30 protein-coding genes are annotated in these 21,620 nt (G+C 64.2%); 10 read left to right on the top strand and 20 right to left on the bottom strand.

The features are described from left to right. Positions 1-66: 66 nt before the first annotated feature. Complete coding sequence (locus ACFPZ3_RS63465; RefSeq protein ID WP_379524088.1) at positions 67-303, bottom strand: hypothetical protein; 237 nt, start codon at positions 301-303, stop codon at positions 67-69. Positions 304-474: 171 nt separating this feature from the next. Here ACFPZ3_RS63465 and ACFPZ3_RS63460 point away from each other — a divergent pair, with 171 nt between their 5' ends. From ACFPZ3_RS63460 to ACFPZ3_RS63420, 9 genes are all read left to right on the top strand, one after another. Beyond that, positions 475-885: a GntR family transcriptional regulator gene (locus ACFPZ3_RS63460; RefSeq protein ID WP_379524087.1), complete on the top strand. Its 411-nt coding sequence runs from the start codon at positions 475-477 to the stop codon at positions 883-885. A gap of 84 nt (positions 886-969) precedes the next feature. After that, on the top strand, positions 970-1,185 hold the full coding sequence (locus tag ACFPZ3_RS63455; protein WP_379524086.1) for a hypothetical protein: 216 nt from the start codon (positions 970-972) through the stop codon (positions 1,183-1,185). After that, positions 1,169-1,708, top strand: a complete 540-nt coding sequence (locus ACFPZ3_RS63450) for a DUF6879 family protein (RefSeq protein WP_379524085.1) — start codon at positions 1,169-1,171, stop codon at positions 1,706-1,708. Before ACFPZ3_RS63455 ends, ACFPZ3_RS63450 begins: the two co-directional genes overlap by 17 nt. A 9-nt stretch (positions 1,709-1,717) precedes the next feature. Then, positions 1,718-2,554 carry a helix-turn-helix domain-containing protein gene (locus tag ACFPZ3_RS63445; RefSeq protein WP_379524084.1) on the top strand — a complete coding sequence of 279 codons (837 nt, stop codon included), beginning with the start codon at positions 1,718-1,720 and terminating at the stop codon, positions 2,552-2,554. Between the two features lie 348 nt (positions 2,555-2,902). Further along, positions 2,903-3,265 carry a DUF6907 domain-containing protein gene (locus tag ACFPZ3_RS63440; RefSeq protein ID WP_379524089.1) on the top strand — a complete coding sequence of 121 codons (363 nt, stop codon included), beginning with the start codon at positions 2,903-2,905 and terminating at the stop codon, positions 3,263-3,265. Beyond that, on the top strand, positions 3,262-3,516 hold the full coding sequence (locus ACFPZ3_RS63435; protein WP_379524083.1) for a hypothetical protein: 255 nt from the start codon (positions 3,262-3,264) through the stop codon (positions 3,514-3,516). The genes ACFPZ3_RS63440 and ACFPZ3_RS63435 overlap by 4 nt, the downstream gene beginning before the upstream one ends. Next, complete coding sequence (locus tag ACFPZ3_RS63430; RefSeq protein ID WP_379524082.1) at positions 3,513-3,842, top strand: hypothetical protein; 330 nt, start codon at positions 3,513-3,515, stop codon at positions 3,840-3,842. Before ACFPZ3_RS63435 ends, ACFPZ3_RS63430 begins: the two co-directional genes overlap by 4 nt. A gap of 251 nt (positions 3,843-4,093) precedes the next feature. Then, positions 4,094-4,339, top strand: coding sequence for a hypothetical protein (locus ACFPZ3_RS63425; RefSeq protein ID WP_379524081.1), 246 nt, complete (start codon positions 4,094-4,096; stop codon positions 4,337-4,339). A gap of 336 nt (positions 4,340-4,675) precedes the next feature. Further along, positions 4,676-5,017, top strand: a complete 342-nt coding sequence (locus tag ACFPZ3_RS63420) for a hypothetical protein (RefSeq protein WP_379524080.1) — start codon at positions 4,676-4,678, stop codon at positions 5,015-5,017. A 148-nt stretch (positions 5,018-5,165) separates the two neighbouring features. Here ACFPZ3_RS63420 and ACFPZ3_RS63415 read toward each other — a convergent pair whose 3' ends face one another. The 15 genes from ACFPZ3_RS63415 to ACFPZ3_RS63345 form a co-directional block, all read right to left on the bottom strand. Continuing rightward, positions 5,166-5,474 carry a hypothetical protein gene (locus ACFPZ3_RS63415; RefSeq protein ID WP_379524079.1) on the bottom strand — a complete coding sequence of 103 codons (309 nt, stop codon included), beginning with the start codon at positions 5,472-5,474 and terminating at the stop codon, positions 5,166-5,168. A 14-nt stretch (positions 5,475-5,488) separates the two neighbouring features. Then, entirely contained in the window at positions 5,489-8,758 is a 3,270-nt protein-coding gene (locus ACFPZ3_RS63410; RefSeq protein WP_379524078.1) for a carbohydrate binding domain-containing protein, read from the bottom strand. Positions 8,759-8,778: 20 nt separating this feature from the next. After that, on the bottom strand, positions 8,779-9,270 hold the full coding sequence (locus ACFPZ3_RS63405; protein ID WP_379524077.1) for a hypothetical protein: 492 nt from the start codon (positions 9,268-9,270) through the stop codon (positions 8,779-8,781). Further along, positions 9,270-10,307, bottom strand: coding sequence for a hypothetical protein (locus tag ACFPZ3_RS63400; RefSeq protein ID WP_379524076.1), 1,038 nt, complete (start codon positions 10,305-10,307; stop codon positions 9,270-9,272). Before ACFPZ3_RS63400 ends, ACFPZ3_RS63405 begins: the two co-directional genes overlap by 1 nt. After that, complete coding sequence (locus tag ACFPZ3_RS63395) at positions 10,307-10,726, bottom strand: hypothetical protein (protein WP_379524075.1); 420 nt, start codon at positions 10,724-10,726, stop codon at positions 10,307-10,309. The genes ACFPZ3_RS63400 and ACFPZ3_RS63395 overlap by 1 nt, the downstream gene beginning before the upstream one ends. 55 nt (positions 10,727-10,781) lie before the next feature. After that, positions 10,782-12,557 carry a phage tail tape measure protein gene (locus ACFPZ3_RS63390; RefSeq protein WP_379524074.1) on the bottom strand — a complete coding sequence of 592 codons (1,776 nt, stop codon included), beginning with the start codon at positions 12,555-12,557 and terminating at the stop codon, positions 10,782-10,784. Positions 12,558-12,700: 143 nt separating this feature from the next. Beyond that, on the bottom strand, positions 12,701-13,108 hold the full coding sequence (locus ACFPZ3_RS63385; protein WP_379524073.1) for a hypothetical protein: 408 nt from the start codon (positions 13,106-13,108) through the stop codon (positions 12,701-12,703). Position 13,109: 1 nt separating this feature from the next. Next, positions 13,110-13,439 carry a hypothetical protein gene (locus tag ACFPZ3_RS63380; RefSeq protein ID WP_379524072.1) on the bottom strand — a complete coding sequence of 110 codons (330 nt, stop codon included), beginning with the start codon at positions 13,437-13,439 and terminating at the stop codon, positions 13,110-13,112. A 37-nt stretch (positions 13,440-13,476) separates the two neighbouring features. Next, a complete protein-coding gene (locus ACFPZ3_RS63375) occupies positions 13,477-13,995 on the bottom strand; it encodes an endonuclease domain-containing protein (RefSeq protein ID WP_379524071.1) in 519 nt (172 codons plus the stop codon). A 69-nt stretch (positions 13,996-14,064) separates the two neighbouring features. Further along, positions 14,065-14,259 carry a hypothetical protein gene (locus ACFPZ3_RS63370; RefSeq protein ID WP_379524070.1) on the bottom strand — a complete coding sequence of 65 codons (195 nt, stop codon included), beginning with the start codon at positions 14,257-14,259 and terminating at the stop codon, positions 14,065-14,067. 680 nt (positions 14,260-14,939) lie between these two features. Then, on the bottom strand, positions 14,940-15,386 hold the full coding sequence (locus ACFPZ3_RS63365) for a hypothetical protein (RefSeq protein ID WP_379524069.1): 447 nt from the start codon (positions 15,384-15,386) through the stop codon (positions 14,940-14,942). Beyond that, positions 15,386-16,129: a hypothetical protein gene (locus tag ACFPZ3_RS63360; RefSeq protein WP_379524068.1), complete on the bottom strand. Its 744-nt coding sequence runs from the start codon at positions 16,127-16,129 to the stop codon at positions 15,386-15,388. The genes ACFPZ3_RS63365 and ACFPZ3_RS63360 overlap by 1 nt, the downstream gene beginning before the upstream one ends. Before the next feature lie 8 nt (positions 16,130-16,137). After that, complete coding sequence (locus ACFPZ3_RS63355; RefSeq protein ID WP_379524067.1) at positions 16,138-16,596, bottom strand: hypothetical protein; 459 nt, start codon at positions 16,594-16,596, stop codon at positions 16,138-16,140. 2 nt (positions 16,597-16,598) lie between these two features. Continuing rightward, positions 16,599-16,985: a hypothetical protein gene (locus ACFPZ3_RS63350; protein ID WP_379524066.1), complete on the bottom strand. Its 387-nt coding sequence runs from the start codon at positions 16,983-16,985 to the stop codon at positions 16,599-16,601. Next, positions 16,985-18,037: a hypothetical protein gene (locus ACFPZ3_RS63345; protein WP_379524065.1), complete on the bottom strand. Its 1,053-nt coding sequence runs from the start codon at positions 18,035-18,037 to the stop codon at positions 16,985-16,987. Before ACFPZ3_RS63345 ends, ACFPZ3_RS63350 begins: the two co-directional genes overlap by 1 nt. Positions 18,038-18,115: 78 nt before the next feature. On the opposite strand from ACFPZ3_RS63345, the gene ACFPZ3_RS63340 reads away from it, so the two are divergent. Further along, positions 18,116-18,283 (top strand): hypothetical protein, encoded by a 168-nt coding sequence (locus ACFPZ3_RS63340; protein WP_379524064.1) that lies wholly within the window; start codon positions 18,116-18,118, stop codon positions 18,281-18,283. 163 nt (positions 18,284-18,446) lie between these two features. Here ACFPZ3_RS63340 and ACFPZ3_RS63335 read toward each other — a convergent pair whose 3' ends face one another. The 4 genes from ACFPZ3_RS63335 to ACFPZ3_RS63320 form a co-directional block, all read right to left on the bottom strand. After that, a complete protein-coding gene (locus ACFPZ3_RS63335) occupies positions 18,447-18,902 on the bottom strand; it encodes a hypothetical protein (protein WP_379524063.1) in 456 nt (151 codons plus the stop codon). Between the two features lie 11 nt (positions 18,903-18,913). Continuing rightward, positions 18,914-19,327: a hypothetical protein gene (locus ACFPZ3_RS63330; protein WP_379524062.1), complete on the bottom strand. Its 414-nt coding sequence runs from the start codon at positions 19,325-19,327 to the stop codon at positions 18,914-18,916. A gap of 88 nt (positions 19,328-19,415) precedes the next feature. Further along, positions 19,416-20,747, bottom strand: a complete 1,332-nt coding sequence (locus ACFPZ3_RS63325) for a phage major capsid protein (protein ID WP_379524061.1) — start codon at positions 20,745-20,747, stop codon at positions 19,416-19,418. After that, positions 20,744-21,583, bottom strand: coding sequence for a head maturation protease, ClpP-related (locus ACFPZ3_RS63320; protein WP_379524060.1), 840 nt, complete (start codon positions 21,581-21,583; stop codon positions 20,744-20,746). The genes ACFPZ3_RS63325 and ACFPZ3_RS63320 overlap by 4 nt, the downstream gene beginning before the upstream one ends. Positions 21,584-21,620: the final 37 nt, after the last annotated feature.

The raw sequence follows: 21,620 nt of genomic DNA, 5'->3' as shown, positions 1-21,620 counted from the left end.
CCCGGACGAGTACACCCTCAGCGCCTGATCGAACCAGTCACTGCAAAAGAGCTACACCCAACTGAGTTAGGCGACATGGCGCTGGTGAGGTAGATCGTCGATCTGACGCGTTGCACGCTCACAAGCCGCGATCCAACGCGTGCGTTTTCCGGCATCCCGTATCTCTACGCTCTCGACGGGAGTGCCGTCGCACTGCTCGTCGGGACGATTGATGCCGTGCCATCCACATCGGGTGGCCGAGGCAGTGCCCGCTCCGTGATGGCTGACGTCGTACTCAACGCGGTCGGTGATGGTGAGGCTCACAGTCTCTCCCCAACCCCGCAGGGCGTAGCCGAGTCAAGCACAGGCTCTCCCCCGAGGCATGCGCAGTTTGCCTTCTCCTCACGAAGGCAAATAGTTATGCACCCTAGGGTAAACCTATGGCCCTAGGGCCACAACCGCAGGGGGCCATAGGGGTACCTACGGTCCGAGACCATGAGCATCGATCCATCGAGCTATACGCCCGTGTACAGGCAGCTCGCCGACTTGCTGCGCGAGCGGATCGATGCAGGAGAGTTCTCGCCGGGCGAGAAGGTCCCATCCGAATCCCGGCTCGCCCAGGAGTATGAGGTGGGTCGAGACACCGTCCGGGATGCCATGGCCGTCCTGAGGAACGAGGGCGTCCTCGTTACCGTGAAGGGCGCGGGCTCCATGGTCCGCCCTGCACAAGAGCCCGAGGTGGTCCGGGTCGAGGGCTCAGCACGCGTGGCCGCTCGCATGCCCAGCGACGCCGAGAAGCGCCGCCTGGGCATCGCCGACGGCACTCCCGTTCTCGTCGTTCACCATCGTGACGGCGAGCAGGAGGTCCATCCGGCCGACCGCACTCAGCTTGAAGTCGGAGACTGAGGACTTTCTTGACAGGCTGCGCCAGGTGACGCACGATCCCGTCGTTCGGGAAATCTCTAGAAACTCCTCTGAGGAGGCGATCAGATGAGCCTGAAGTTCCTCGGCAAGGCGACCGACGGCGGGCACTCCCCCACCCTGTGGGAGGACGGAGACGACTACGTCATCCAGGGCTTCGCCGTCAGCGACCCCGAGCACATCGCCGCCATAGGCGGCGTGCCCGCGAACGAACTGGTGATCCGAGTTCCCAAGCGGCTCATGAAGTACCTTCCGGCAGGGGAAGCGCATGGCCCGTCTCAGTGATCAGGACTTCCAGCAGCACTTCCGTACGGCCAAGCGCGCGTTCCACCTGGAGCTGAAGGACAGCTACCACGTGAACAGCGAGACGGAGCCGTTCAGGAAGTGGCGGGCCGGCGAGCACGACGATCATGCCTGGCGGAGGTCCTGGCAGGCGTTTCTCCGCGAGACGTCGGCGGAATGCCTGATCCAACGCGTACGTGTGGTCACCGTGCCGCACGCCCCCTACACCCGGTGGCTGCTCGACATCGCCGGGGACAACGTCAAGGCCGGAGAGGACATCCGCTACCTGCCACGACAGTTGGCCACGGACATCGATCTGCCGGAAGAGGACTGCTGGCTGTTCGATGATGAGCATCTCGTGCTGAGCACGTTCCCCGGCGACGGACGCGCGGGAGTGTTCGTCGCCACGGACGATGCGCACCTGCTCCGCCGCTACGCGACAGCGCGTGATCTCGTCTGGGAGCGCGCGATACCGCATGCGGAGTACATTCACTCCGCGTACATGAACACCGAGCCAATCACCTGATCCCAACCTGTGTCTGCCCCAACTGATCCCGCCCGCGAGGCCCTCGGCTCCCGTCTGCGAGACATCCGCCGAGATGCGGAACTCAACGGACGGGAGCTTGCCTTGCGCCTGGGCTGGCGTCCGCCACGCGTGTCCAAGCTGGAGCACGCGTGGCAGGCCCCCAGCGAGGACGACATCCGGGCGTGGTGTCGAGCCTGTGGAGCTGAGGAGCAGGTTCCCGAGCTGATCGCCACCGTGCGGGCCATCGAGGCTCAGTACGTTGAGTGGCGACGGCAGATGCGGGGCGGGCAGCGTCGTGTCCAACACGTGCTCAGTTCCGATGACCTGGCGACCATGCTGTTCCGGATCTGGGAGCCGTTCCACATCCCCGGCTTCCTGCAGACCCGGGAGTACGCCCGCGCCATCATGTCGCGCGTCATCACGTTCTATGAGACGCCGAACGACCTGGACGCCGCCGTAGCGACCCGCCTCGGCCGCCAGTCCATCCTCCGTATGGGTCAGCGGCGTTTCCACATCCTGATCGCCGAGCAGGCGCTCTACACCCGGGTGGGCGGCAGTGAGGTGATGCGCCCCCAGTTGGAGCACGTCATCTCCGAGATGGCCGCTCTGCCTCGTCTCCATCTCGGCGTCATCCCCCGGCACGCCGACTACGTGCTGGGGCCGCATGCCGGGTACTGGATGTTCGACCAGCGGCACGTGGCCACGGAGACCGTGAGCGCCGCCCTGAACATCACTCAGCCACGAGAGATTGCCCTGTACCTCAAACACTTCGACGGCATCGCCGAATTGGCCGTCTACGGCCAGGAAGCCAAAGCCTTGATCAGGCGAGCACAAGAAGATCTTTAAGAAATCTCGGGAAATATCATTGAGGGGCTGATTGCCCCGTTCGTAGCGTGCCTGACATGGACAGTCACGGGTCCGCACCCGCAATGCGAGCGCCTACAGGCGCTGTTCCCATGAGCAGGTCTGCCGACGACGACGTGACGCGGCGTCGGCAGGCCGTGATCCCCATCCTGGTCGGCGTCGCCTTCTACGAGTGGACGGTTCTCACTTCTAGCCACCGTGGTTCCTGTGGCGTAACCAGTGATCAGAGATGGGCCACCGTTCATGTCGTCGCCGCACTCATGAACTCGCCTGCCGGAGCTGTTGGTTACATCCGGCCTACTCGCGTCGATCGTGATCACCCGCTCGACTATGTGGTTACCAAGCCCATCATCCGAGGCCGCCGTCTCCCTTGCGGCATCGTCAGGCTGTGGGGCGGTGCTTGAGATGGCATGCGTCACGATCACCTGTCCCGAGTGGTGCACGGAGTCCCACTTGGCGACCACCGGCTCGGTCCTGCATCGAGCCGAGCTGCGCACAGTGAACCTGAGCCTCGAAGACGTGGGGTACACGCCGACACTCTTCATCGAACTCGTACAACAGGATCCGGGCGAGATCGGACCGGTGATCAGACTTCGTGTCGGCGAACTCCGCGTCGCCGACCTCAAGCCCGGTGAAGCGCTGTCCACGGCCTTGCGGCTGATCGGCCTGACCGAGCTGGTGATCAGGTCATGACGGCCCCCGCCATCCGCTGGGAGGACCGAACGGCTTCGCCGATGCGCTACGTATACGGCTGGGTCGGCGACATCTGGGCGTTCACGATCGACAAGGGTGGCCAAGGCCCGACCCTGCACCCGAAGCTGCCTGGCCCGTTCGGGGCGCGGGATTGCGAGGGTCCCTTCACGTCGGAGGAAGCCGCGCGCAAGAGGGCCGGTGACGTCCTCACGGAGTTCCTGTCGCAGCTTCACCAGGAGGTCGCACGATGAGCGATCCGATGAGCGACGACGAGTTGGATGCCCTCCTGGAGGCCGCCAACCGGACACTGCTCGCGATCACCGAAAGGGCTTTGCCCTCGCCAAGAGCGGCGACACGCCTGGCTGAAATGCTGGGCGAGATCTTTCCGGAATGGGAGATCTCGTGCGAGCTTCGCCCAGGCTCGATGGCATGGTGCGCCAGGCTGCGGCGTGAGCTGACTGCCCCGATGCGGCAGGCCGGGATCCTCCGGAACATCAAGTGCACCACCGGCACGCGCCTTGCTGACGCGCTGATGCGTCAGATGGAAATATTCGCCAGCCTCAGAGCGGCGGGATAACTGATGTACCCCGTAGGCATTGCTCCCGTCCCTCCGCAGGACCACGAGGCCGTCTGCCAGTTCTGTCACGCCCAGATCATCAAGGTGAAGGCCATGCCCATCGCCAACGAGTACTGGATCGCGACGGAACCGCAACCCGGGGTTCCCATGTCGAACGCCTGCCAAGGGCGACCCATACCTGACATTGGCCCAGGCGCTTTCGGCAGTCATGAGCCCGCATGAAACCGCCACTACACCCAAGGAAGTATCGAATGGAGCTGATCATGCTTGTATTGATGGAGACGAACCCCTGGCTTCCCGCTTCACGCCCTCAGCCAGCCCAAGTGCCGCCACGTGAGGCGTACTGTCCAAGCATGGCCAAGGGTGGCGACGAAGAGCCCCCAATCTGCGGCACCTGCATGGGAGCGGGCGGCGAGTGGATGGAGCTGAACGGCAAGAAGAACAAAGAGCGCAAGTGGGTGAAGTGCACGGCGTGCAAGGGAACCGGCCGTAAGTGACGGACCCCATCACCTGCCCTCAATGCGACGGCCGCCGAGGAACCAGGCTCGGCGACCTCTTTCTCGCCTGCCAATTCTGCGGCGGTCTCGGCTGGGTCGGCGGAACGAACGAACCCGCCGAGCGAGGGCAGGACGATGAGGAACCACCTCCTCCGCCGCCTGCATGGCAGCACAAGGTGTGGGCTGACCCATGGATCGCGGCCACGCTGGGCTGTCGCTACTGCTTTGGCTCTAAGCAGCTCACCAGTATCGATGAGGACTCCGGAACACTGGTGACTGTTCCGTGCTTCTGCACGACGCAGTGATCCTGCGTCCTCTGCTCCGTGAGGAATCCCGATGACGACTTCCTGCTATGTCCCCTGGTGTACGTGGGACCACTCGGACGGTCTGGCAGGTCACTCGGCCCAGCTCGGTGTGTGGAAGCTGGGCACAGTGGCGGCCTTTCAGCTCTTCATCGCCCAGATGCCGCCGAACCCACCAGCCTTCACCATCACCCGCTATCAGGAGCGCAGGGCCCCACGCGTATGGAAGTTGAACTGCGCTCAGGCCGCCGACATAGCGGACCTGCTCGACCTGTTCGAGCTGCTGGACGGTGACACGAGCAGAGACTTCGCTGCCGCCCTTCGGCGGGCAGCCGCAACGCTCGCCGGCCCCTTTGGACCCCGGCTCGGACGGTGACGTCCTAACGCCGGAAAGGGCCTCGGATCCCACCGCCCCGAGGCCCGAGCCGGGGCCGTCTGCCCACACCCGCGAGCACGGCCCCGGCTCCCCTAAAACGCAAGAAAGACCCCCACCTCCATGCTGGAGGTGGGGGTCGTGTCGTTCTTCAGTCGGTGTCTCCACGCTGTGCTTCAAGGCTCGCCGCGAGGGTGTCCTCCACTCGGCGGACCGTCTGCTCGACTCGGTTGACCACGTCTCGGGTGGAGTGCCCGTTGTTCGGCTTGAGCTGGGCCTCGATCTTCTCCAGTCGCTGCATGACGCCCGGTCGTCCCTGGACGCCAGGGCGATCCGGCTCCCCCTGCCAGTCGTCGATCGCGTCGCTCATCTTCCTCAAGAACTTGACCAGCTTCGCGATGACCGTGACGCCGCCCGCCAGAGCGGCCAGGGCAACGCAGGCAGCAATGATCTCCGTCAAGGAACCCCCTCTGGCTAAGCGGGAGACAGCTCCCAGGTCACTTCCCAGAGGCGATTGCCATGGGAGAACTTGTGGGCGATGGACTCGATGAAGAAGTCCTGCGAGACGCCCATGCCCGCGTTGTTGGTGGCGGTCAGCGTGACCTTGTCGCCGACTCGGCGGGTGTACGCCTGCGCCCGGTACGCCTTGCTCTTTGTCGCGTAGAAGCTCAGCGAGAAGATGGGGCGGTCGTCGGCGTGCGTCTCCAGCACGAGGTTGGCGTACGCGAGAGCATCCGTAGCGGTGGCGAACAGGTTGGCCGGATTGGTGTAGGTGCGGATCGCGTTGTGCTCATCCTGAGAGTTGAAGTCATCGGCTTGAACGAGTCGCTGGTCGCCACGCACCAGCGGAATGCCGGTCACTTCGATGTTCTGATGCGACTGCGTCGTACCGCCGAGGCTGGGAACATACTCGATGGTGAAGCTGGGATTCGATCCTGAGGGCGTAGGGTCGGTCACCTGCGTGATCGATCCCGAACCACCCCCTCGGATCGCCACCGTAAACGGGGCCTCGCTGTGAGGGTTGGGGTCAATGTTGAAAGGTCCCGGATCCTCCGAGACTGCCCCGGTAATCTCGCGGCGTGCAGTGCCGAGGTAAGTCTCGGGAACGGGCTCGGATGTGTCGTGAGTGAATTGGCCATTTGCATAACCGGCTGGCACGCCAGCTTGTGTCAGTGGCCCAGGATCAGTGCCCGGTCTAATACTAACTACGTGCCCAGCGATACATAGGGTGGGCAGTTCCCCCCAAGGAAAGTTCACCAGAAAAGGATCGGGATCCCTGAAGAGACCACCACTATTTCCACCGTTGATCGCGACGACGCCCTCGGCGAGCGTTCCATGCCAGCCAGTGATGCGGAACACTTGCACGGCCCATTCGCCGCTAAAGCCACGCGTCAGCGATACGGTCGTTCCATCCTCGTCTCCAACGGCTACCTTGCCGAGTGCGTAACCAGAGGCGAGCGATGACCAGCCCGGTGCTGAAGTACCCGCGCCCCATCCGGCGAAAATCAATAGCAGATCGCCCGCATTAACCGTCGAGGGCAGATCCACATCGAACGTGCTCGATGGTGTCCCTGCCGTGGCCTGGCTGCTGAAGTCGGCCACCACGGGCATTCCGGGGCCATTCACGTCACGTGTGTGGCCGGTCCACCGCACTACGGTTCCGTTATAGGACGCCTGGAGCGCCCGTGTCTGTCCAGAGGTCAAGGCGTACGGTCCAGGGTCAGTGAACAGCGTCGCCTCTTCACCTTCGGTCCATGGAGAGACCCCAGCGATGACGCGGTTGAACACCTCGCGCCGCCAGTCGTACGGCTCCAGCTGGTGGTAGCCGTACTTGCCGTCCATCGCGTCAGTGAAGGCCATGACCGAGGTGGCATCGACCCGTGCGCTGCGTGCAGCGAAGGCAACATGGCCCTCCTGCGTCTCGTAGAGGAAGCCGAATTCGGTCTCCTCTACGCGCCGGGCGACCTCCATGGCGTTGGTCTCATCGATGGCGAAGACGCCTGTGGTGATATCGCCCTCGTCGATCACCCCAGGAGGGTGCAGGAGCATGGACTCTGACAGCACGTTGCCGACCAGTAGACCCGTTTTGCGGCCTGCGAGGCTGGCGGGCGGAGTGATCTGCTGTGTCGCGAGCTTGGACAGTCGCCCCTCGCCGGAGATCGAGGCGAGTTTCTTCGGCCCCGCCGACACCGAGGCTGTCAGCTCCGAGATGTCACCGGTCCACAGGATCCCGGCGACCTGAGCGGGCAGGCCGTCCCAGACGAACAGGTCGTCGATCTCTGGCCGGTCGTCTGCGGTGCCCCACTCGGCGTAGATGCCCACCGACTCGGCGGAGGTGTTGCCCGCCAGGCCGACGAAGAACGGCACGCCTTCCAGGTAGGCCGTGACGGAGGTGCCCTCGACAAGAACGCCGATGGTGGCCCCGGAGTACACCTCGATGTTACGGCTCGCTACGGGCGTCTCTACGCCAGAGATCACGTCGAAGAGTTCCAGTACGCCCGACGCAGCGTTGAGCACGCAGGCGCTGTAGTCGTTGCTGTCTACGTACCGGTAGACCACGCCCACGCGGTTGGCGGAGGAGCCCAGGACGCTCACGCGGGCCTGAACGTAGTAGTCGGCAGAGCCAGAGTCCACGACGGCGAGATGTGTCCCGTCCTCTTCCGTGGCGACTGCCCTGCTGCTGGTCACGGCCCAGCTCGTCACGGTGGCAGTGATGTTATCGACGTAAGCGACGACGTCCCCGTTGGCGTGGCTGTCGTCGGTCCAGAACTGGATGTCGATGTCATCCAAGGTGTCCGTCAGCGTCACTACTCGTGAGACCTGAGTCCAGGTGTCCGGAGCGAGGTCCGTGGCGTCGGCAAAGGTGTAAGTCACACCCGCCGCACCGAAGACGACAAGGGTCACCTTAGGGAACGATGCTGCCGGGACATAGACCCACGCCGAGATGATGACCGTGTCACCCGTGGTCGCTCCCGTGTCCACGCCCGTGCACTTAGGGCCGTACAGGTAGAACGGGGGGTTGGTGGCCGACCGCTTGATCTCCAGACTGGCAGAGCCGCTATGAGCGACGCTGGTGACCCGGGTGATGGTGCTGTTGGTCTGCGTGGTCCATCCGGTCGTGTTGGTCTCGAAGCTGGAGTTCTGCACCTTGTTGGTCGCCAGCGGCTCCGAGTAGAGCTTCCCGGTCTCGTCGGCCTCCATGGCTCCGTCTGCTCTTCTGAAGCGATCCTTAACGAGCAGGGCCGGGTCGGGATTCGTAGCCGTGGCGGTGCGCACTCGGACCTTACGGCCGGTCTTCAGGCTGCGAGGCGAGCTGTTCAATGGCGAACTGGTGTTGAAGTAGGAGAACCGATCGTCGTCATTCCGCAGAGTCGCGCGGAACTTGCCTGGACCCGCCTTGCCGGTCAGCAGGGACGGCCAGTCGCGGCCGGTGAATGTCTCCAGCGACAGGATGTAGGAGGTGATGTCCTCAACGTCCTCGGAGAAGTCCCCGTCGTTGTCGAAGTCCCACTCCACCACGATGTCCGCAGGGACCTGGCCGGTGTGCTTAAACAGGGCGTTGCCTGAGCCGGCGACTTCCACGCCACCGGACGGCACCATAGCGAACGCCACGAGAGCCGAACCGCCGAGGACAACTCCCCCAGAGCCGGTGACGTCGCCGATGAGCGTGATGGCCCGTGACGGCGGGAGCCATGCCTGTCCCCGCTTACGGAACGGCTGCCGGAAGACAACGGTGTTCGGCATGAGCCCTCCGTTCGGCTAGGTCAGCCCTCTTCGATCCAAAGCGTCCCGGCGAAGGTGAGGTCGTCGGCGACGGTGGATTCGCATCGAATGAGCAGCGCCTCCCCCTGGATGGCGGCCGGGGAGAATCGGGGATCTGGGTACCAGATCTCGAATGGTGAGTTCCGGATGTTCCAGGCGATCTCCTCGATCACCTCGTTGTCGCCGCTCGTGGTCGCCACGGTGGTGTTGTTCACCTCAACGGCGAATGAGGGGGTCTGATTCGACCTCCCGACCTCTTCGGGCGCTCCAGATGAACCTCCGGAGCCGGATGTGACCGTGGCACGGAAACGCCGGATGGTGATCCTCAAGCTCTCCTCGGCCGTGTCACCCAACTCGGAGGTCTGGCCCAGTCGGATGCCTCGGATCTTGCACGGCAGGTCGTCCGCTGGAGAGATCTCCCACAGGTCGGTGTTGCCGCCAGCGTTGGTGACAGTCCCGGTCCACGGGACCGTGTAGATGCGTCCGGTGGACATCAGCGGAGCCTCCAGATTCGGTTAGGACGGGGCTGAAAGACGGGCAATGAACCGATGCCTGCATGGGTGATCGTCAACTTAGGATCCTGCGTGGTTCCAGATGCAGACGAAAAACTGAACGTCACCATTTCGATTCCCGTGGGAGCAGTGCCGCTTCGTTGCCTGTCGGAACTGACAAGAAGACGAACAGTCCCCGTTTTAATATTCGAGACAGTCAGGAATGTAGCATCCGAGGCGAAAGCTTTATAAGCTCCAGCCGCGCCTATACCACTTGTAGTCAAGGTCGCAACTCGCGTGAAGCCTCCAAGACTTGCGCCCGCCACATAATCGGCGAGCTCTAGAGAAGCGCCCCAGTCCCGATCTCGAACTTCCAGCGTATAATCGGTGTTACTGCTGTCAGTTTCCAGCCATAGTGCGAGTTCCACGGCGGAAACCATGTCGGAGTCCACAAGTGACGACGTGTCAAACCCAACGAAACCTTCATGGCAGAAGTAGTCAGAAACACTAAAGGACTGGCCGACACTTCCACTACTTGAAACTTGCGAAGCGGTCGACCGGGCAGTTGAGTAATTGCTACTGAATCCCCGCACTATCCCATCGCCGCTAACGCCGAACACCGTGGTGACGGTGCCTCGGGTGCGCCAGCCCTTCGCGTTCGGGACACTCTCCACCGAGTCCCACACCGCCTCATAGAAGGCAACGGCAGGATCTGGCGTGAGGATGCGGTCCTTGATGGGCTGCCCGCGGTCGTCCCTCTTGCCCGTGTCCATCTCCTGGACGCCGGAACGTGGGACCGTAGGCGGGTTAACGATGCGGCGGTGAGGGTCAACCCTCAGTTCCTTACCGTCAGGCCCGTACAGACGCACCCAGGCGTCTACGCCGACGATCTCGCCGTCCTTGTCGTAGATGAAGTCCGGCTCCTGGTAGAACTCCAGCCGGTTCTGACCCCGAGCCTTGTCGATGACCGGCTGCTTCTTGTCCCGCCAGTCCCGGGCGGCCACGTCCTTGATGGCCTCGGCCCGCTCTCTCGGGTTCATCAGTCCCCCGTATCCGCGAGCGTGAGCCTGGGCGTGACAGCGATGCCCTCACCGTTGAACTCAACCGTCAGCGGCGAGGAGAAGTCCTCGAACCACTGCAGGGCCCCGTCCGAGGTGCGGGTCACGTAGTAGCCGTAGCAGGGCTGCGCCGACTGGTCGGCGGTGGAGGTGAACGTCTGCTGGGCATAGACGCCGACACAGGGGTCTCCGGCCGTAGTCGTCCAACTGCCGCCCGTCAAGGCTTTGGAGGAGTAGCCGGTGAAGGTGGCCTCGGTGAAGTCCGTCTCGTCCAGGGCCTCGATCTGACCAGCCGTGAGCCCGTTGGTGACGTCGTTCTTGTACAGGCGCAGGGTGTAGTTCACGGCCAGGATCGCGTCGAGGAGATCCTCCTCGCCCTGGTTGACGACCACGAGCGTCACGACGCCTCCTTCATGTGCTTGGTCAAGGGATTCGCCGGCCCTTTCCGCGGAGTGCTCATGCGTTGCTCAGCGCTCCTCGGAAGCCGCCGTTGACCAGCTCATCTCTGATGAGCGAGATCAGGTCGCGTTCGCTGCGGATGGAGCCTTGGACGTAGAGGTTCACCGTCACGCCGCCTGCTCCTCCTTGGCCGAGCATGTTGCGTGTCTGTCCGGCCGGGATGACCGAGGAGCCGAACGGAAGCCGGACCAACTCCGGGCCCTGCTCGCCGACCAGCGTCATGTTGGAGCGAGGACCACCGCCAGCAGCGCCGATGATGCCGCCGCTCGCTTTCTGCTGGGAGATCTTGGCTGCGAACTCCTGCACCTCGGTGCGGACCGTGGTGATGCGGACCGTCTTGTCCTGGATGGACGCGAGTGCTGCCTTGGCCGCCGCGACCTGAGCCTGAAGCTGCGAGATCTCAGCATTCAGCTTCGACTTGCGCTCCTTGGTCAGCTCCGGGTTCTGCAGCTCCTTCTTCGCCGTGGCGATCCTGGACTGCAGCTCGGTGATTCCAGTGGTGATGGAGGACTTGTACTCCTTGATGAGCTTGGGATCGCCCAGCTCGGCGATCGCCTTCGCCTTCGCTACCTGCAGCTTCGTGATGTCGGCGTTCAGCTCGGCCCGCCGCTCCTTGGTCAGGTTGGGATCGGCGAGAGCGGCCTTAGCCTGGTCAAGCTTTATCTGCAGGTCGTTGATGTTCGCCTTGATCTCGACCTGTCGATTCAGCTCGGCTGATGCCGTCTTCCACTCGCCCACCTTGGCGATGGCCGCGTCCAGACCGGCGACCATCTTCCGGCCGAACTCCTCCATGCCGGGGATCTTGCTGAGCCCCTCACCGACGGACCGCAGGGCACCGAGCATTCTTTCGACGGAGCCGAGCACGACCTGGTTGACGTTGTTGAAGATGCCGGTCAAGACCGGGAGGAAGCCGTTGAAGGCACTGAACATCTTCGACCAGACGTCGATGATCCCGCTGATCCCGCTGATCACCAAGGGGATCGCTTGGAGCAGCGCGACGAAGATGCTGCCTATCAAGGACTTGTTCTCCAGGACGACCTTGGCAAGATCACCCAGGCTGACTGCTATGTCCGCAAAGATCCCTTTCAGGGATGGTCCAATCACCCCGAGCAGGCCAGTGAAGGCGTCCATGATCGGCTGCACGGCTGGCTTCAGCTCCAGGACTGCCGCCTTGACCTGACCGATGAACTCCTTCAGCGGTCCTGACGCCTGACTGAAGGCGTCCTTGAAGATCGGATTGAACTCCTTGACCAGGCCCTTTGCTGCGTTGAGAGCCTCCTGGACGACCGATATCAGCGGCTTTGCCGCGTCCGTCATGATCGTCTTGATCTCGTTGCCGGTCTTGGCGAACTGAGCGCGAATCTTCTCGTTCTCCGCGAGAAGCAGAGCGCCGATGCCGACGAACCCTGCTCCCAGACCGAGGACGAGGGCTCCACCTAGAGCTGCGGCAACGACGGGGGCCGCACTCGCAACGACAGCGACGAGGGCCGCCGTAAGAACCGGACCTGCAGCCGACGAGGCCGCCTGGAAGCCGCTGGAGAGGGCGTTCTGGATGGCCCCTGCTCCACTGCTGATCGCGCTGCCAACACTGGAGACGAGCCGCGACCCGATGGACTTGCCGGAGCTGTCCGCGTCCTTGACCGAGCCGTCCAGGTGGCTTCGGATCGACTGGCGCATCTGGGAGAACGCGGTGTTGGCCTTGGCCGCGATGCCGGAGAACAGGTTCCCCGTTCGGTCGCTTCCCCGGACAGTGATCGTGACTTCGTTAGCCAAGGCTCACCCCTCCGACCCGAGTTCTTCGAGCTTCAGCAGGCGTAGGAATGAGGCATCTTCAGCGAGGAGCTGGGACGGCAGACAGCCGAACCGTTGACACATGGTCAGCACCCACTGGGCGTGCTCCAGCGCGCGAGGCTTGGCTACGACACGTCCATGGGAATCGACGCCACCAGGGACGGCTCTCCACCTGGTGACAGCCCGTCCAAAGGGGCGGGGACACCGCTTATCGCATCGGCCCACGCCAGGATGATCCGCAGCACGAAGTCGATGTCCTGATCGAGCAGACCCTCCAGGGTTGCGGGGACCGGCTCGTCGTCATCGTCTTCGAGGTTCCAGGACACGAGTACGCCGGCGAACCGCTCCAGCAGCTCGGCGATGCTCTCCATCTCCTCGGCCGTAGGCGAGGCGGACAGCTGGAGGTCGAGAAGCGGGGCCATGTCGAGCAGGCCGCCTGTGGACATGGAGCGGGCCTTGACCTCCAGCCCGGCCATGTCGTCGTCTTCGTTGAAGACCAGCTTGTAGACCCTCGCCGGTCGCTTGTAGCCCATGTCAGGCTGACCACTCAGGTACGGTGCCGTTGGCGAGAACGCCCGGCGCTGACCAGGTCAGCGAGCCATCATCCCCACGTTCCAGCGAGTAGTCGGTGTACAGCACCTCGGGGGCGAGGGTCTGTCCCGACACGGTGATGGTGGTCGTACGGGCAGCCGACGTAGAGGGCACGGTCTTGAACACGTCGTGCGACTTGTCCGCCTCGTCATTGAAGACGCCGTTGAGCGTGATCGAGAAGTCGGCGAGAAGCAGCAGTCGCTCCATGGCGCTCTTGTCGATGCCGGTCACGTCTTGGACGGCTCGGGGTGTGGCGAACTCGAAGTTGGTCACGTCGTTGCGGATGTCCTTCGCGCTGCCGCCCGAGGTGTCAACCGACAGGGTCGTCCACCCCAGTCCACTTTCCTTGGAAATTGGACCCACCTTCTCTCTGCAGATAGCTGATTGCCCTGATCAACAGCTCAGGGTCGTCGTTTAAGAGCCCAATGGCGCTATTGCACTTCCGACAGAGCAAGCCCCGGACTTCGCCCGTCTTATGGCAGTGGTCAACCGCGAGGTAGAACATGCTTCTCGCTCTGCCGGGCTCGTTGGGCTCGCCCTGACCGCAGATGGCGCAGACACCGCCCTGCTTCTGCAAGAGGCGCCAATACGCGTCCGGCATGAGGCCATAGGTTTTGAACAGGGCGTAGCGGCGGCGGGTCTCTCTGGCGTGCTCAGGGTTGTCCTTGACCCACTTGCGGGCTCTCTCGGCTTCACACGCCTTGCACCGCGACATGACCTTGCCCTCGGGTTTCCCCGCCGCCTTGTAGAACTCCGTGAGCGGCTTCGTCTCCCCACAGCGGGTGCACTCTTTGGTGTCCTCAGGGCGTGGTTCGGCAGAAGGAATCATGGACTGACCGTATTGATCGACTACGACGTTCTCCGGCCAAACGCCCTCACCCTTCGAAGCGCGACTCCGCTACCCGTGTCCCAGCCAGACGCAGCGGGCGGTGTGGTGAAGGAGATCGCCGTGCGGGTGGTCACAGTCCTCGTCGTGATGCTCGGTGCAGTGGCAGTAGGCTTCGCACGCGGGACAGCCGAGCAGGCTTCCGGACTGGTGCGGATAGTCGAGGTGGCCAAGGTTGTCCATGGTCGCGTCCCCCTCTTTCGCCATCTGGGCCCCCTCGTCGGGGCATGACAAGGGGCCCACCGCTGAATGCGATGAGCCCTTGCTCGTTTGCTTTTGCTTGGCCTGCTGCCCGACTTAGCCCGGGGGTCGCAACCCACCGCTGCGGATCCGAGTGATCGTGGACTGATTGACGCCGTACTCTTCGGCGATCGATCTGTGCGTTCGTCCTTTGAGTGACCGGATTCGAGCCACGTCCTCGGGAGTCAGCTTTGGGGTTCTCAGCGGCGGGACGGCCCACCACACGGTGTCTTCCTGCCAGGACGTGTTTCGGAGGATGTTCCTGATCTGGGTTGGTGTGAGCCCGTATTGCTCAGCGAGTTCGTCGATCGGTTCACTCGCCTTCGAGCGGATCCCGCGCACCTTCTCCCATGTGACCGTGGCTCTCCGTCTGTTCTGCGTTTGGCCTGCGGATGTTGCCCAGCGGCAGTTCTCTGGCGAGTATGGGCCGTTCACGTCAATCCGGTCGAGGCTCGCTCCGTCGGGGCGTTCGCCCATGTCAGCAAGGAAGTTGCGGTATCCCGTGCCGTCCGGAGCGGGACGGGGCATCCATCGTTCGCAAATGACGATGCCCCGAGCGCCGTAGTACTTGTGGTCGGAACGGTTGGCGTTTGAGCACCGCCGGACCATGTTGTGGTACGTCTCGTGCGTCCTGCTCCGTTTGGCTGTCAAGCACGCTCCCGCAGGGTATTGATCCTCTCCTGATGCGCAGAGAAATCATATACCCATTGATCGCTTCGATCGTAGCGGCGGATCTGACCGTTCGGGTTCCCCCTCCAGTCGCCGGCCCGCACTAGGTAGACCTCTGGCCGGTCAAGACGTACCTGGTGAGGGGCGAAGCACCGTTGCCCGGCCTCGAACTCGAAGACGGTGAGCCCGGCCTCGTCGCGGCGCTCGGTGTACCGGCGTCGGGCCTCGCGGCGGATGTAGTGCGCCTGCTTCTGGCCGAGGTCGGTGCTCTCGTCGATGAGGGATTTCCACCCCTGCAGATAGGCCGGACAGTCCGCCTCGGCGCAGGTGGCAGTCCGCCAGTGTGTCGAGGGTGGTGCAATGACCTGGTAGGTCTGGAACGCATGAACTGGGAGCTGCGGCGTGATCCGGCTGACGGGCCGCATTAGAAAGTCACCGCCAACTCGTTCTTGACCACCACGACCACGAACGAGGCACTGCTGAAGGTACCGGTCGTGACGACCCGGAGGTACTGCTCGACCGCCTGATTCCCTGCGGTGGCGATGCGCTGCGAGGCGACGCCGGTCGCGGCGGTGAAACCGCCTCCGGTCACATCAGCCCACGAGTCGGAGTCGCCATCGTCGTCCGACTCCTGCAGCTTCACGGTCACCGAGGTGCCGGTGAACGCGGTCACGTGGAGGTATGCCTGCACGCCGAACGATGTGGCCTCGCCGAAGTCGTAGGAGGTGCCCTCGGTCTCGTCGGTGTCGCTGCGTACGCCTGCGGTGAGCTGCGTTCCCCATTCCAGGCCGTAGCCGTTGGCCAGGGCTTGAACCTCAAAGGTGAACTCGCCTGCGTCGCCACGGCTGCCGTCGTAGTTGATCTGCTTGGCCACCATCGCCGCCGCCGCGTTGCCCAGCGTGGTGCCCCGGAGGTAGGTGACGACCTGGTTGGCGGCGGGCAGCGCCGAGAAACGATCGTGCGCCCTGTCGGTGCTCGGATTGAAGTAGGACGTGAACTCGATGGCCCCGTCACGCAGTCCGCCGATGCGCTCCATCGCGGACTTGTCGATGCCAGTGACCTCCAGCGGGGCATGCCCGCCACCGATCCGGCCAAGGCTGTTGATGTCGCCGCTGAGGTCGTATCCGGCGACCAGAAGGCGATCACCGAGACCTGACTGCTTGGGCACGTCGCCTCCTAGGGACTCTGCGACCAGAGGTCATTGACGATGAGTGGGATGGTCAGCGTGTACACGCGATAGGTGGCACCGTCCTGCTGGATGTAGCCCGCTTGGGCCGAGAGGGTTACGCCTGCCTGGCCAAGCAGATCCACGTTGCGGACGTTGCCGCCCAGCTCGAAGTCGCCGCTGTAGGCCGTCATCAAGGCGTCCAGCGCACCGAGCATTGCCGGGTCGATCGCGTCAGGTGGGTCCTGCTGCATCGAGGCGTAGATCCGCAGGTTGAGGACCAGACGGCCGGTGGTCGAAGTCAGGCCGGAGCCGGAACGCACCGGGCCAATCTCCTGCACCCACACAGCGGCGGTGAGGCCGTTGCCGGGCGCGTTGGTCGGCTCGAAACCGTTGACACGCTCGAAGTGTCCTGATGCCGCAGCATGGGACACAACGGCGTCCAGGATGCTTGCAGCGTCCAGGGACATGACTACTCCATCCGGCGAATGAACTGGGGCAAGACCTTCTCGGCGATGTCGGCTGCCTCGGCCTGGAGCCGCTGCGTGGCCAGCCGCCAGTGGGCGTAGCCCGCGAACCGGGTCTCCGGGGCGTTGCGTGAGCCGACACCTGCCAGCCAGGGGCCGTAGATGACGCCGCCGTCCGTGACGACCGAGTCTCCGGTCGTCCGGTCGGTCTGGATGTGGCCCTCGTAGTAGCCGGTCGGGTTGCGTAGTACGCGATCCAGCTCGGAGTGGACGATGTTCACGCCACGGCGGGCGATCTCTTCCTCGGCCTCGTCGATGAAGGCGGTGACCGCAGCACGTGCCTGACCGTTGAAGACCGGCCCGCTCGTGCTGGTGTCGATGTCGATGTCCATCACACAGCTCGCGATCTGGCTTTCCGGCCGAAGGCCGTGTACGCCTGCTCGCGGATGTCCCGCAGCGCACGGCCAGCGGCTTCCCGCTGGTACTCGCCGGAGCCGACCACGCGGGCGTAGCCGGAGCCCTCTTGAAGCAGGGTGTTGATGGCCTCGGCGACGCACAGGGACCGCACCATGCCGGGCACCACGTGCCTGCTGATGGCGGCTGAGGTGCTGTGAGAACCCGTCACGGTACCGAGCACGCCTCGCTGGACGGTGAGCGTACGGAGGGCGTAGATGTCCGCTCCACTGCTGTGTGCGGCCAAGACGCTGCCGTCCCAGGCCCTCTTCACGATCAGGCTGTTGCCCGCGACATCGACGATGAGCATGCGCTCCGAGCCGATGAGGATGGTCTCCCCCACCGCATAGGCCGAGCCCGTAGTCACAGGCACGGTCACGTCGGCCGCCGAGGCGGATAGGTTGCCGCCAAGGTTCTGTGCCGTGTCGAGCATCGTCTTGCCGGTGACGAGCATCCGCTCATCGCCGACCTGGATGAGGTCCCCGACTCCGACAGGTGAAGAATCTGAGACGTCCACAGCCGTCTCTGAGGTGTCCAGGTCCTCCGAGAGCGTTCCGGCCGCCTGTGACTCGTCCTTGAAGCCGAACAGGCCCGTTATGGCGATCGACCGCTGATGCGTGGAACCGCCTCCGAAGGAAGCCGCGGAGTCGAGGTCCAGCTCCAGTCGGCTGTACGGCGGGCCTGAGTTCGCCGGCTCAAGGAAGTAGTCCGAGGAATCGATGGTCACGCCCCCGCTTGTCACCGAGGTGATCGAAATGGCCTCGTCGGCGTCCAGCCACAACCGCCATGGGCGGGTGTACTGCCCGTTGGGCCAGTCGAAGTAGCGAGTGCCCAGCTCGGGATAGAACACCCTGTGCAGGAAGCCCTCGATCGTGCTACTCGCTGACTCGATAGCTCGGTCGATCTGCGCGTCGCTGCGTGCGGTCAGCTTTACGTCGAGTGCCGACTTGACGGCCTCTCGGGTTGTGTAGACCGGCGTCGTGATCGCCACGTGTTCCTCCCGAGAGGTCGAGGTGTTCAGTTGTCAGCCGGACCAGGTCCATCCGTCGTAGCGGCAGTGGAGCTGCCCTTGCGGGCCCTCTTGGAGGGGCTCGCCGTCGTGCGGGCAGGCTGCTGGCGGCCGGTCTCGCTCGGCGTCTCGCTCGTCTGCGGCTTCTCTGGCGATGTCGATGAGCTGTTCCCAGGAGATGGCTCCTCCTCGGTGAAGTCGTTGGCGTTGCGCCAGGTGACGCCGTGAGCGTCGGTGAACTCGTCCACTTCGTGCGACGGGCCACCCTGGCGTGTGATCTTCGGCATGGGCTGTCCCTGCTCTACGTGGTCGGGGCTTAGGCACTGCGGGCACCTGGCCAGCCCCACAGCGAAAGCCGTAGAGCAGGCCAGGCACACGGACAAGGCCACGGCTACGCCGCCACCACAGACGCGCCGTTATCGAGCGGCACGTACAGCACGGTCCACGCGATCGAACCGTCCGTGGCCCCCGTGGACAACTCGATTGCGCCGGTCTCCAGGATCAGCTCAGCCTGACGGCCGGTCGCGTAGAGCAGGGTCGAGCGCATTGCGTTCGCGACGACGCCAGTGATGGTCAGGTACGCACCAACGGCGCTGTCCGTGGTGCCGAGGTCCAGCACGGCGCACAGGTCCACACTCGCGCCGGTCGCCGTGGGGTTGTAGACCAGCTTGGTTCCCGCATCGGCGACGGTGACGGCCGTGGTGACCTTACCGACGATGGCCTTGATCAGGACCCGGCCACCAGTGATGGTGAACAGCGAGCCAGCCGCCGGGAGGGCCGTGGCCCGATCGACCTTGACGCCCTCAAGGATGGTGCGGAGCTGGTCGCCCTGAATCAGTACAGACATGATCAGCCCTCTCAGACGACGTTGGAAGCGAGGTTCGCGGGCTTACGCTGCACGACCAGGTCATGCAGGATGGCGACGCAGATGCCGCCGGACACGGTGACCTCGACGCAGTTGAAACCGGCGGAGAGCTGCGCGGCGTCCACGGTGAACACCATGCAGTCGTTGGTGGCGTCGGTGGACAGGTCGAGCGTGTCGTCCTGTTCCGCCATCGCCGTCCACGTGCCACCGATACCCGGGCCCTTGTGCGGGTAGACGTCGCAGTCCAACACCGCCTCGCTGGTGCCGTCGATGGACTGCTTGATGGTGGCGACCTGCGTGCCAGCGTCGAGGAACGTTACGAAGGTGACGGCGGTCGCGCCCTTCAGAGGAATGTGCACGCCGCTCGCAGCCGCGACGACGTTGAAGACTCGGCCAAGGCCCTTCATGGTGGTGCCTTTCCGGGCAGGGGTTTCGATGCCTGCCCTGGTGAGACCCCGGCGGGGAGGTTAAGGCCCACCGGGGGTGGCGCGGATGTCAGGCGCGGGCCGCGATCTTCACGTACGCGGACAGCGTGTTCGAGCCCTTCGCCGGGGTGATCGCCGACTGCAGCCACGGGCGGCCATCGACACGCTCAATGATCCGGACGGCGGTCTTGTCGTTGGCGAACTTGTAGTGCGGGCTCGTCTCCATTGACATGGCCTGTCGGTCGCCCAGCAGGTAGTAACTGAAGTCCACGAAGTTGAGGTCGCCGGCGTCGCCGAGCGTCTCGGCCTTCTCGCTGAAGATGACCGGACGACCCAAGATCGTCATGGGCGGGCCCTCGACGCCGTTGTTCAGCCAGATCGGGCCGCCGCCGGTGCCGACGGACAGCGCCATCGTGGCCAACTCGGGGAAGGTGTCCACGTGCGCCACCCACACGGCGCTGCCGAGCGAGGACGGCAGCATCCGGGAGTACATCTTGACGATGTTCTCCCACACGATGGTGTCTCCGGCCTGGCCGGACTCCTTCGCCACCGACACGGCGGACGGGGCCTTCAGGAAGCCGAGCGGCTCGCCCACGCCGGTCCCGGAGAAGAACGCAAGGTCCTCGAAGAACGCAATCGCCTTCGGCCACACCTGGTTGAGGAACGCGGCGAACGACACGATGCTGTCCTGGAACAGCTCGTTCGGCACCTCGCTGTACCCGGTGAGCTTCTTCGCCTCCAGGACGACCCGGCCGAACTTGGCCTCGGTCTCCGACAGCGCGCCTGCTTCCTCTGTCCAGTAGCCGACCATGCCGCCGTACACAGAACCGGCGTGCGTGGTCTCGTCGATCGTCGGGAACGGGACGCGCAGGCTGTCCATGGGGATGACGGTGGCTCGGGGCCGGACGATCGCCATCTCAAGGGCGACCTGCAGCAGCGTCGAGCGGAGCGTCTCGGGGATCAGGAATCCGCCGTCCGCAGGGATGGTCGAGCCGTAGCTGTTGCGGATGCCGCGCATCTGCTCCTGCGCCTGGACGGCCTCGGGGCTGCCGTTGCGGTACCAGGCCGCGCGCAGGAAGTCGGCGTGGCTGTTGAACAGGGCGTCCACCTTCGCGCCTGGCGCGGTGTTGGACGGCTTGACCTGCTTGCCGGGGGCCAGGTCAAGCCGGTTCACCTCGCTGGTGCCGTGCTCCCTCAGGTATTCGGCTAGGACCCGCTGGGTCTCCTCACGAACCTGAGCGGCCAGCTCGGTGCCCTTGCCCTGCAGCACCTTGGCGTAGTTCCGGATGAACTCACCGAATTCTGGCTTGGGCTTGCCGTCCTCGAACATGGCCGTCACGCGGCCATCGGTGAGCATCTCCTCCAGGTCATCGGCGCTGGTAGGAATCACATTGGTATTCATATGCCGAAGGCTCCTTTCAACGCCTCACGGAATGCGACGACGTCAAAGGCGACCTCGTCCGGATGGGGGTGACGGGCTCCGGTGTCGCCACCGCCGTCGTTGAGATGGGCTGCCGTGTGGCGGTCTACCTGGCCCTTAACCAGACCGGGGTTTGCGCCATTAGCAGGGGCCGGCGCATGGTGGCGTCCGGCGTAGCGGAAGATGGACAGATCCCAGGAGTTCGTCGACTCCTCGGCGGGCTTGATGTCCCGCAACACCTCATCGGCGAGCCCTGCCGCCACCGCTTCGTCTGCGGTGTACCAGGACTCCTCCTTCATGGCCGCTCGCCACTGCTCGCGGCTGCCTCCGGCCTTTGTGGCGTACGCGTCGGCGATGTTGTCGGAGAGGAGGTCGAGCACCTCGGCCATCTTGGTCATGTCGGCTGCGTTGCCAAGGCAGGCTCCGCTGGCCTCGTGCACCATCAGGGTCGATTGGGGCATCATCTGGAGCCGGTCGCCAGCCAGGGCGATCACCGAGGCGATCGAGGCTGCCAGGCCCTCTACCCTGACGATCACCTGGGCCGGGTGGGCACGGAGAGCGTTGGCCACAGCGATGCCCTCGAAGACCGAGCCGCCTGGGCTGTTCAGGCGGACCGTCACCTTCGACGCGGTGATCGCCTTCAACTCTTGAACGAACTCGTCCGCGTAGGTGCCGTACCAGCCGCCGATCTCGTCGAAGAGCAGCAGCTCAGCCTCATCGCTGGCAGCGTTCCTGATCTCATACCAGGGGCGCTTCTCGCGCAGCTGTGCCTTGAAGCCCGGTGGAGGACAGTCGGCGACCATCTCAATCCATGGCATTGACCTTGGCCTCCTTCATGGTCCTGCGTCTGTGGGG

Source organism: Nonomuraea insulae, assembly GCF_042656245.1.
The sequence above is the reverse complement of the archived record's forward strand: the minus strand, read 5'-3'. Positions and strand labels throughout refer to the sequence as shown.

What these genes read in the sequence shown, in the direction of transcription:
- ACFPZ3_RS63420 (WP_379524080.1), top strand. Translation starts at nt 4,676, where the DNA reads ATGACGACTTCCTGCTATGTCCCCTGGTGTACGTGGGACCACTCGGAC.
- ACFPZ3_RS63375 (WP_379524071.1), bottom strand. Translation starts at nt 13,995, where the DNA reads ATGATTCCTTCTGCCGAACCACGCCCTGAGGACACCAAAGAGTGCACC.
- ACFPZ3_RS63400 (WP_379524076.1), bottom strand. Translation starts at nt 10,307, where the DNA reads ATGAACCCGAGAGAGCGGGCCGAGGCCATCAAGGACGTGGCCGCCCGG.
- ACFPZ3_RS63430 (WP_379524082.1), top strand. Translation starts at nt 3,513, where the DNA reads ATGAGCGATCCGATGAGCGACGACGAGTTGGATGCCCTCCTGGAGGCC.
- ACFPZ3_RS63425 (WP_379524081.1), top strand. Translation starts at nt 4,094, where the DNA reads ATGGAGCTGATCATGCTTGTATTGATGGAGACGAACCCCTGGCTTCCC.
- ACFPZ3_RS63350 (WP_379524066.1), bottom strand. Translation starts at nt 16,985, where the DNA reads ATGGACATCGACATCGACACCAGCACGAGCGGGCCGGTCTTCAACGGT.
- ACFPZ3_RS63335 (WP_379524063.1), bottom strand. Translation starts at nt 18,902, where the DNA reads ATGTCTGTACTGATTCAGGGCGACCAGCTCCGCACCATCCTTGAGGGC.
- ACFPZ3_RS63365 (WP_379524069.1), bottom strand. Translation starts at nt 15,386, where the DNA reads ATGCGGCCCGTCAGCCGGATCACGCCGCAGCTCCCAGTTCATGCGTTC.
- ACFPZ3_RS63435 (WP_379524083.1), top strand. Translation starts at nt 3,262, where the DNA reads ATGACGGCCCCCGCCATCCGCTGGGAGGACCGAACGGCTTCGCCGATG.
- ACFPZ3_RS63320 (WP_379524060.1), bottom strand. Translation starts at nt 21,583, where the DNA reads ATGCCATGGATTGAGATGGTCGCCGACTGTCCTCCACCGGGCTTCAAG.
- ACFPZ3_RS63440 (WP_379524089.1), top strand. Translation starts at nt 2,903, where the DNA reads ATGTGGTTACCAAGCCCATCATCCGAGGCCGCCGTCTCCCTTGCGGCA.
- ACFPZ3_RS63355 (WP_379524067.1), bottom strand. Translation starts at nt 16,596, where the DNA reads ATGTCCCTGGACGCTGCAAGCATCCTGGACGCCGTTGTGTCCCATGCT.
- ACFPZ3_RS63385 (WP_379524073.1), bottom strand. Translation starts at nt 13,108, where the DNA reads ATGGGCTACAAGCGACCGGCGAGGGTCTACAAGCTGGTCTTCAACGAA.
- ACFPZ3_RS63405 (WP_379524077.1), bottom strand. Translation starts at nt 9,270, where the DNA reads ATGTCCACCGGACGCATCTACACGGTCCCGTGGACCGGGACTGTCACC.
- ACFPZ3_RS63455 (WP_379524086.1), top strand. Translation starts at nt 970, where the DNA reads ATGAGCCTGAAGTTCCTCGGCAAGGCGACCGACGGCGGGCACTCCCCC.
- ACFPZ3_RS63450 (WP_379524085.1), top strand. Translation starts at nt 1,169, where the DNA reads ATGGCCCGTCTCAGTGATCAGGACTTCCAGCAGCACTTCCGTACGGCC.
- ACFPZ3_RS63370 (WP_379524070.1), bottom strand. Translation starts at nt 14,259, where the DNA reads ATGGCGAAAGAGGGGGACGCGACCATGGACAACCTTGGCCACCTCGAC.
- ACFPZ3_RS63410 (WP_379524078.1), bottom strand. Translation starts at nt 8,758, where the DNA reads ATGCCGAACACCGTTGTCTTCCGGCAGCCGTTCCGTAAGCGGGGACAG.
- ACFPZ3_RS63460 (WP_379524087.1), top strand. Translation starts at nt 475, where the DNA reads ATGAGCATCGATCCATCGAGCTATACGCCCGTGTACAGGCAGCTCGCC.
- ACFPZ3_RS63325 (WP_379524061.1), bottom strand. Translation starts at nt 20,747, where the DNA reads ATGAATACCAATGTGATTCCTACCAGCGCCGATGACCTGGAGGAGATG.
- ACFPZ3_RS63330 (WP_379524062.1), bottom strand. Translation starts at nt 19,327, where the DNA reads ATGAAGGGCCTTGGCCGAGTCTTCAACGTCGTCGCGGCTGCGAGCGGC.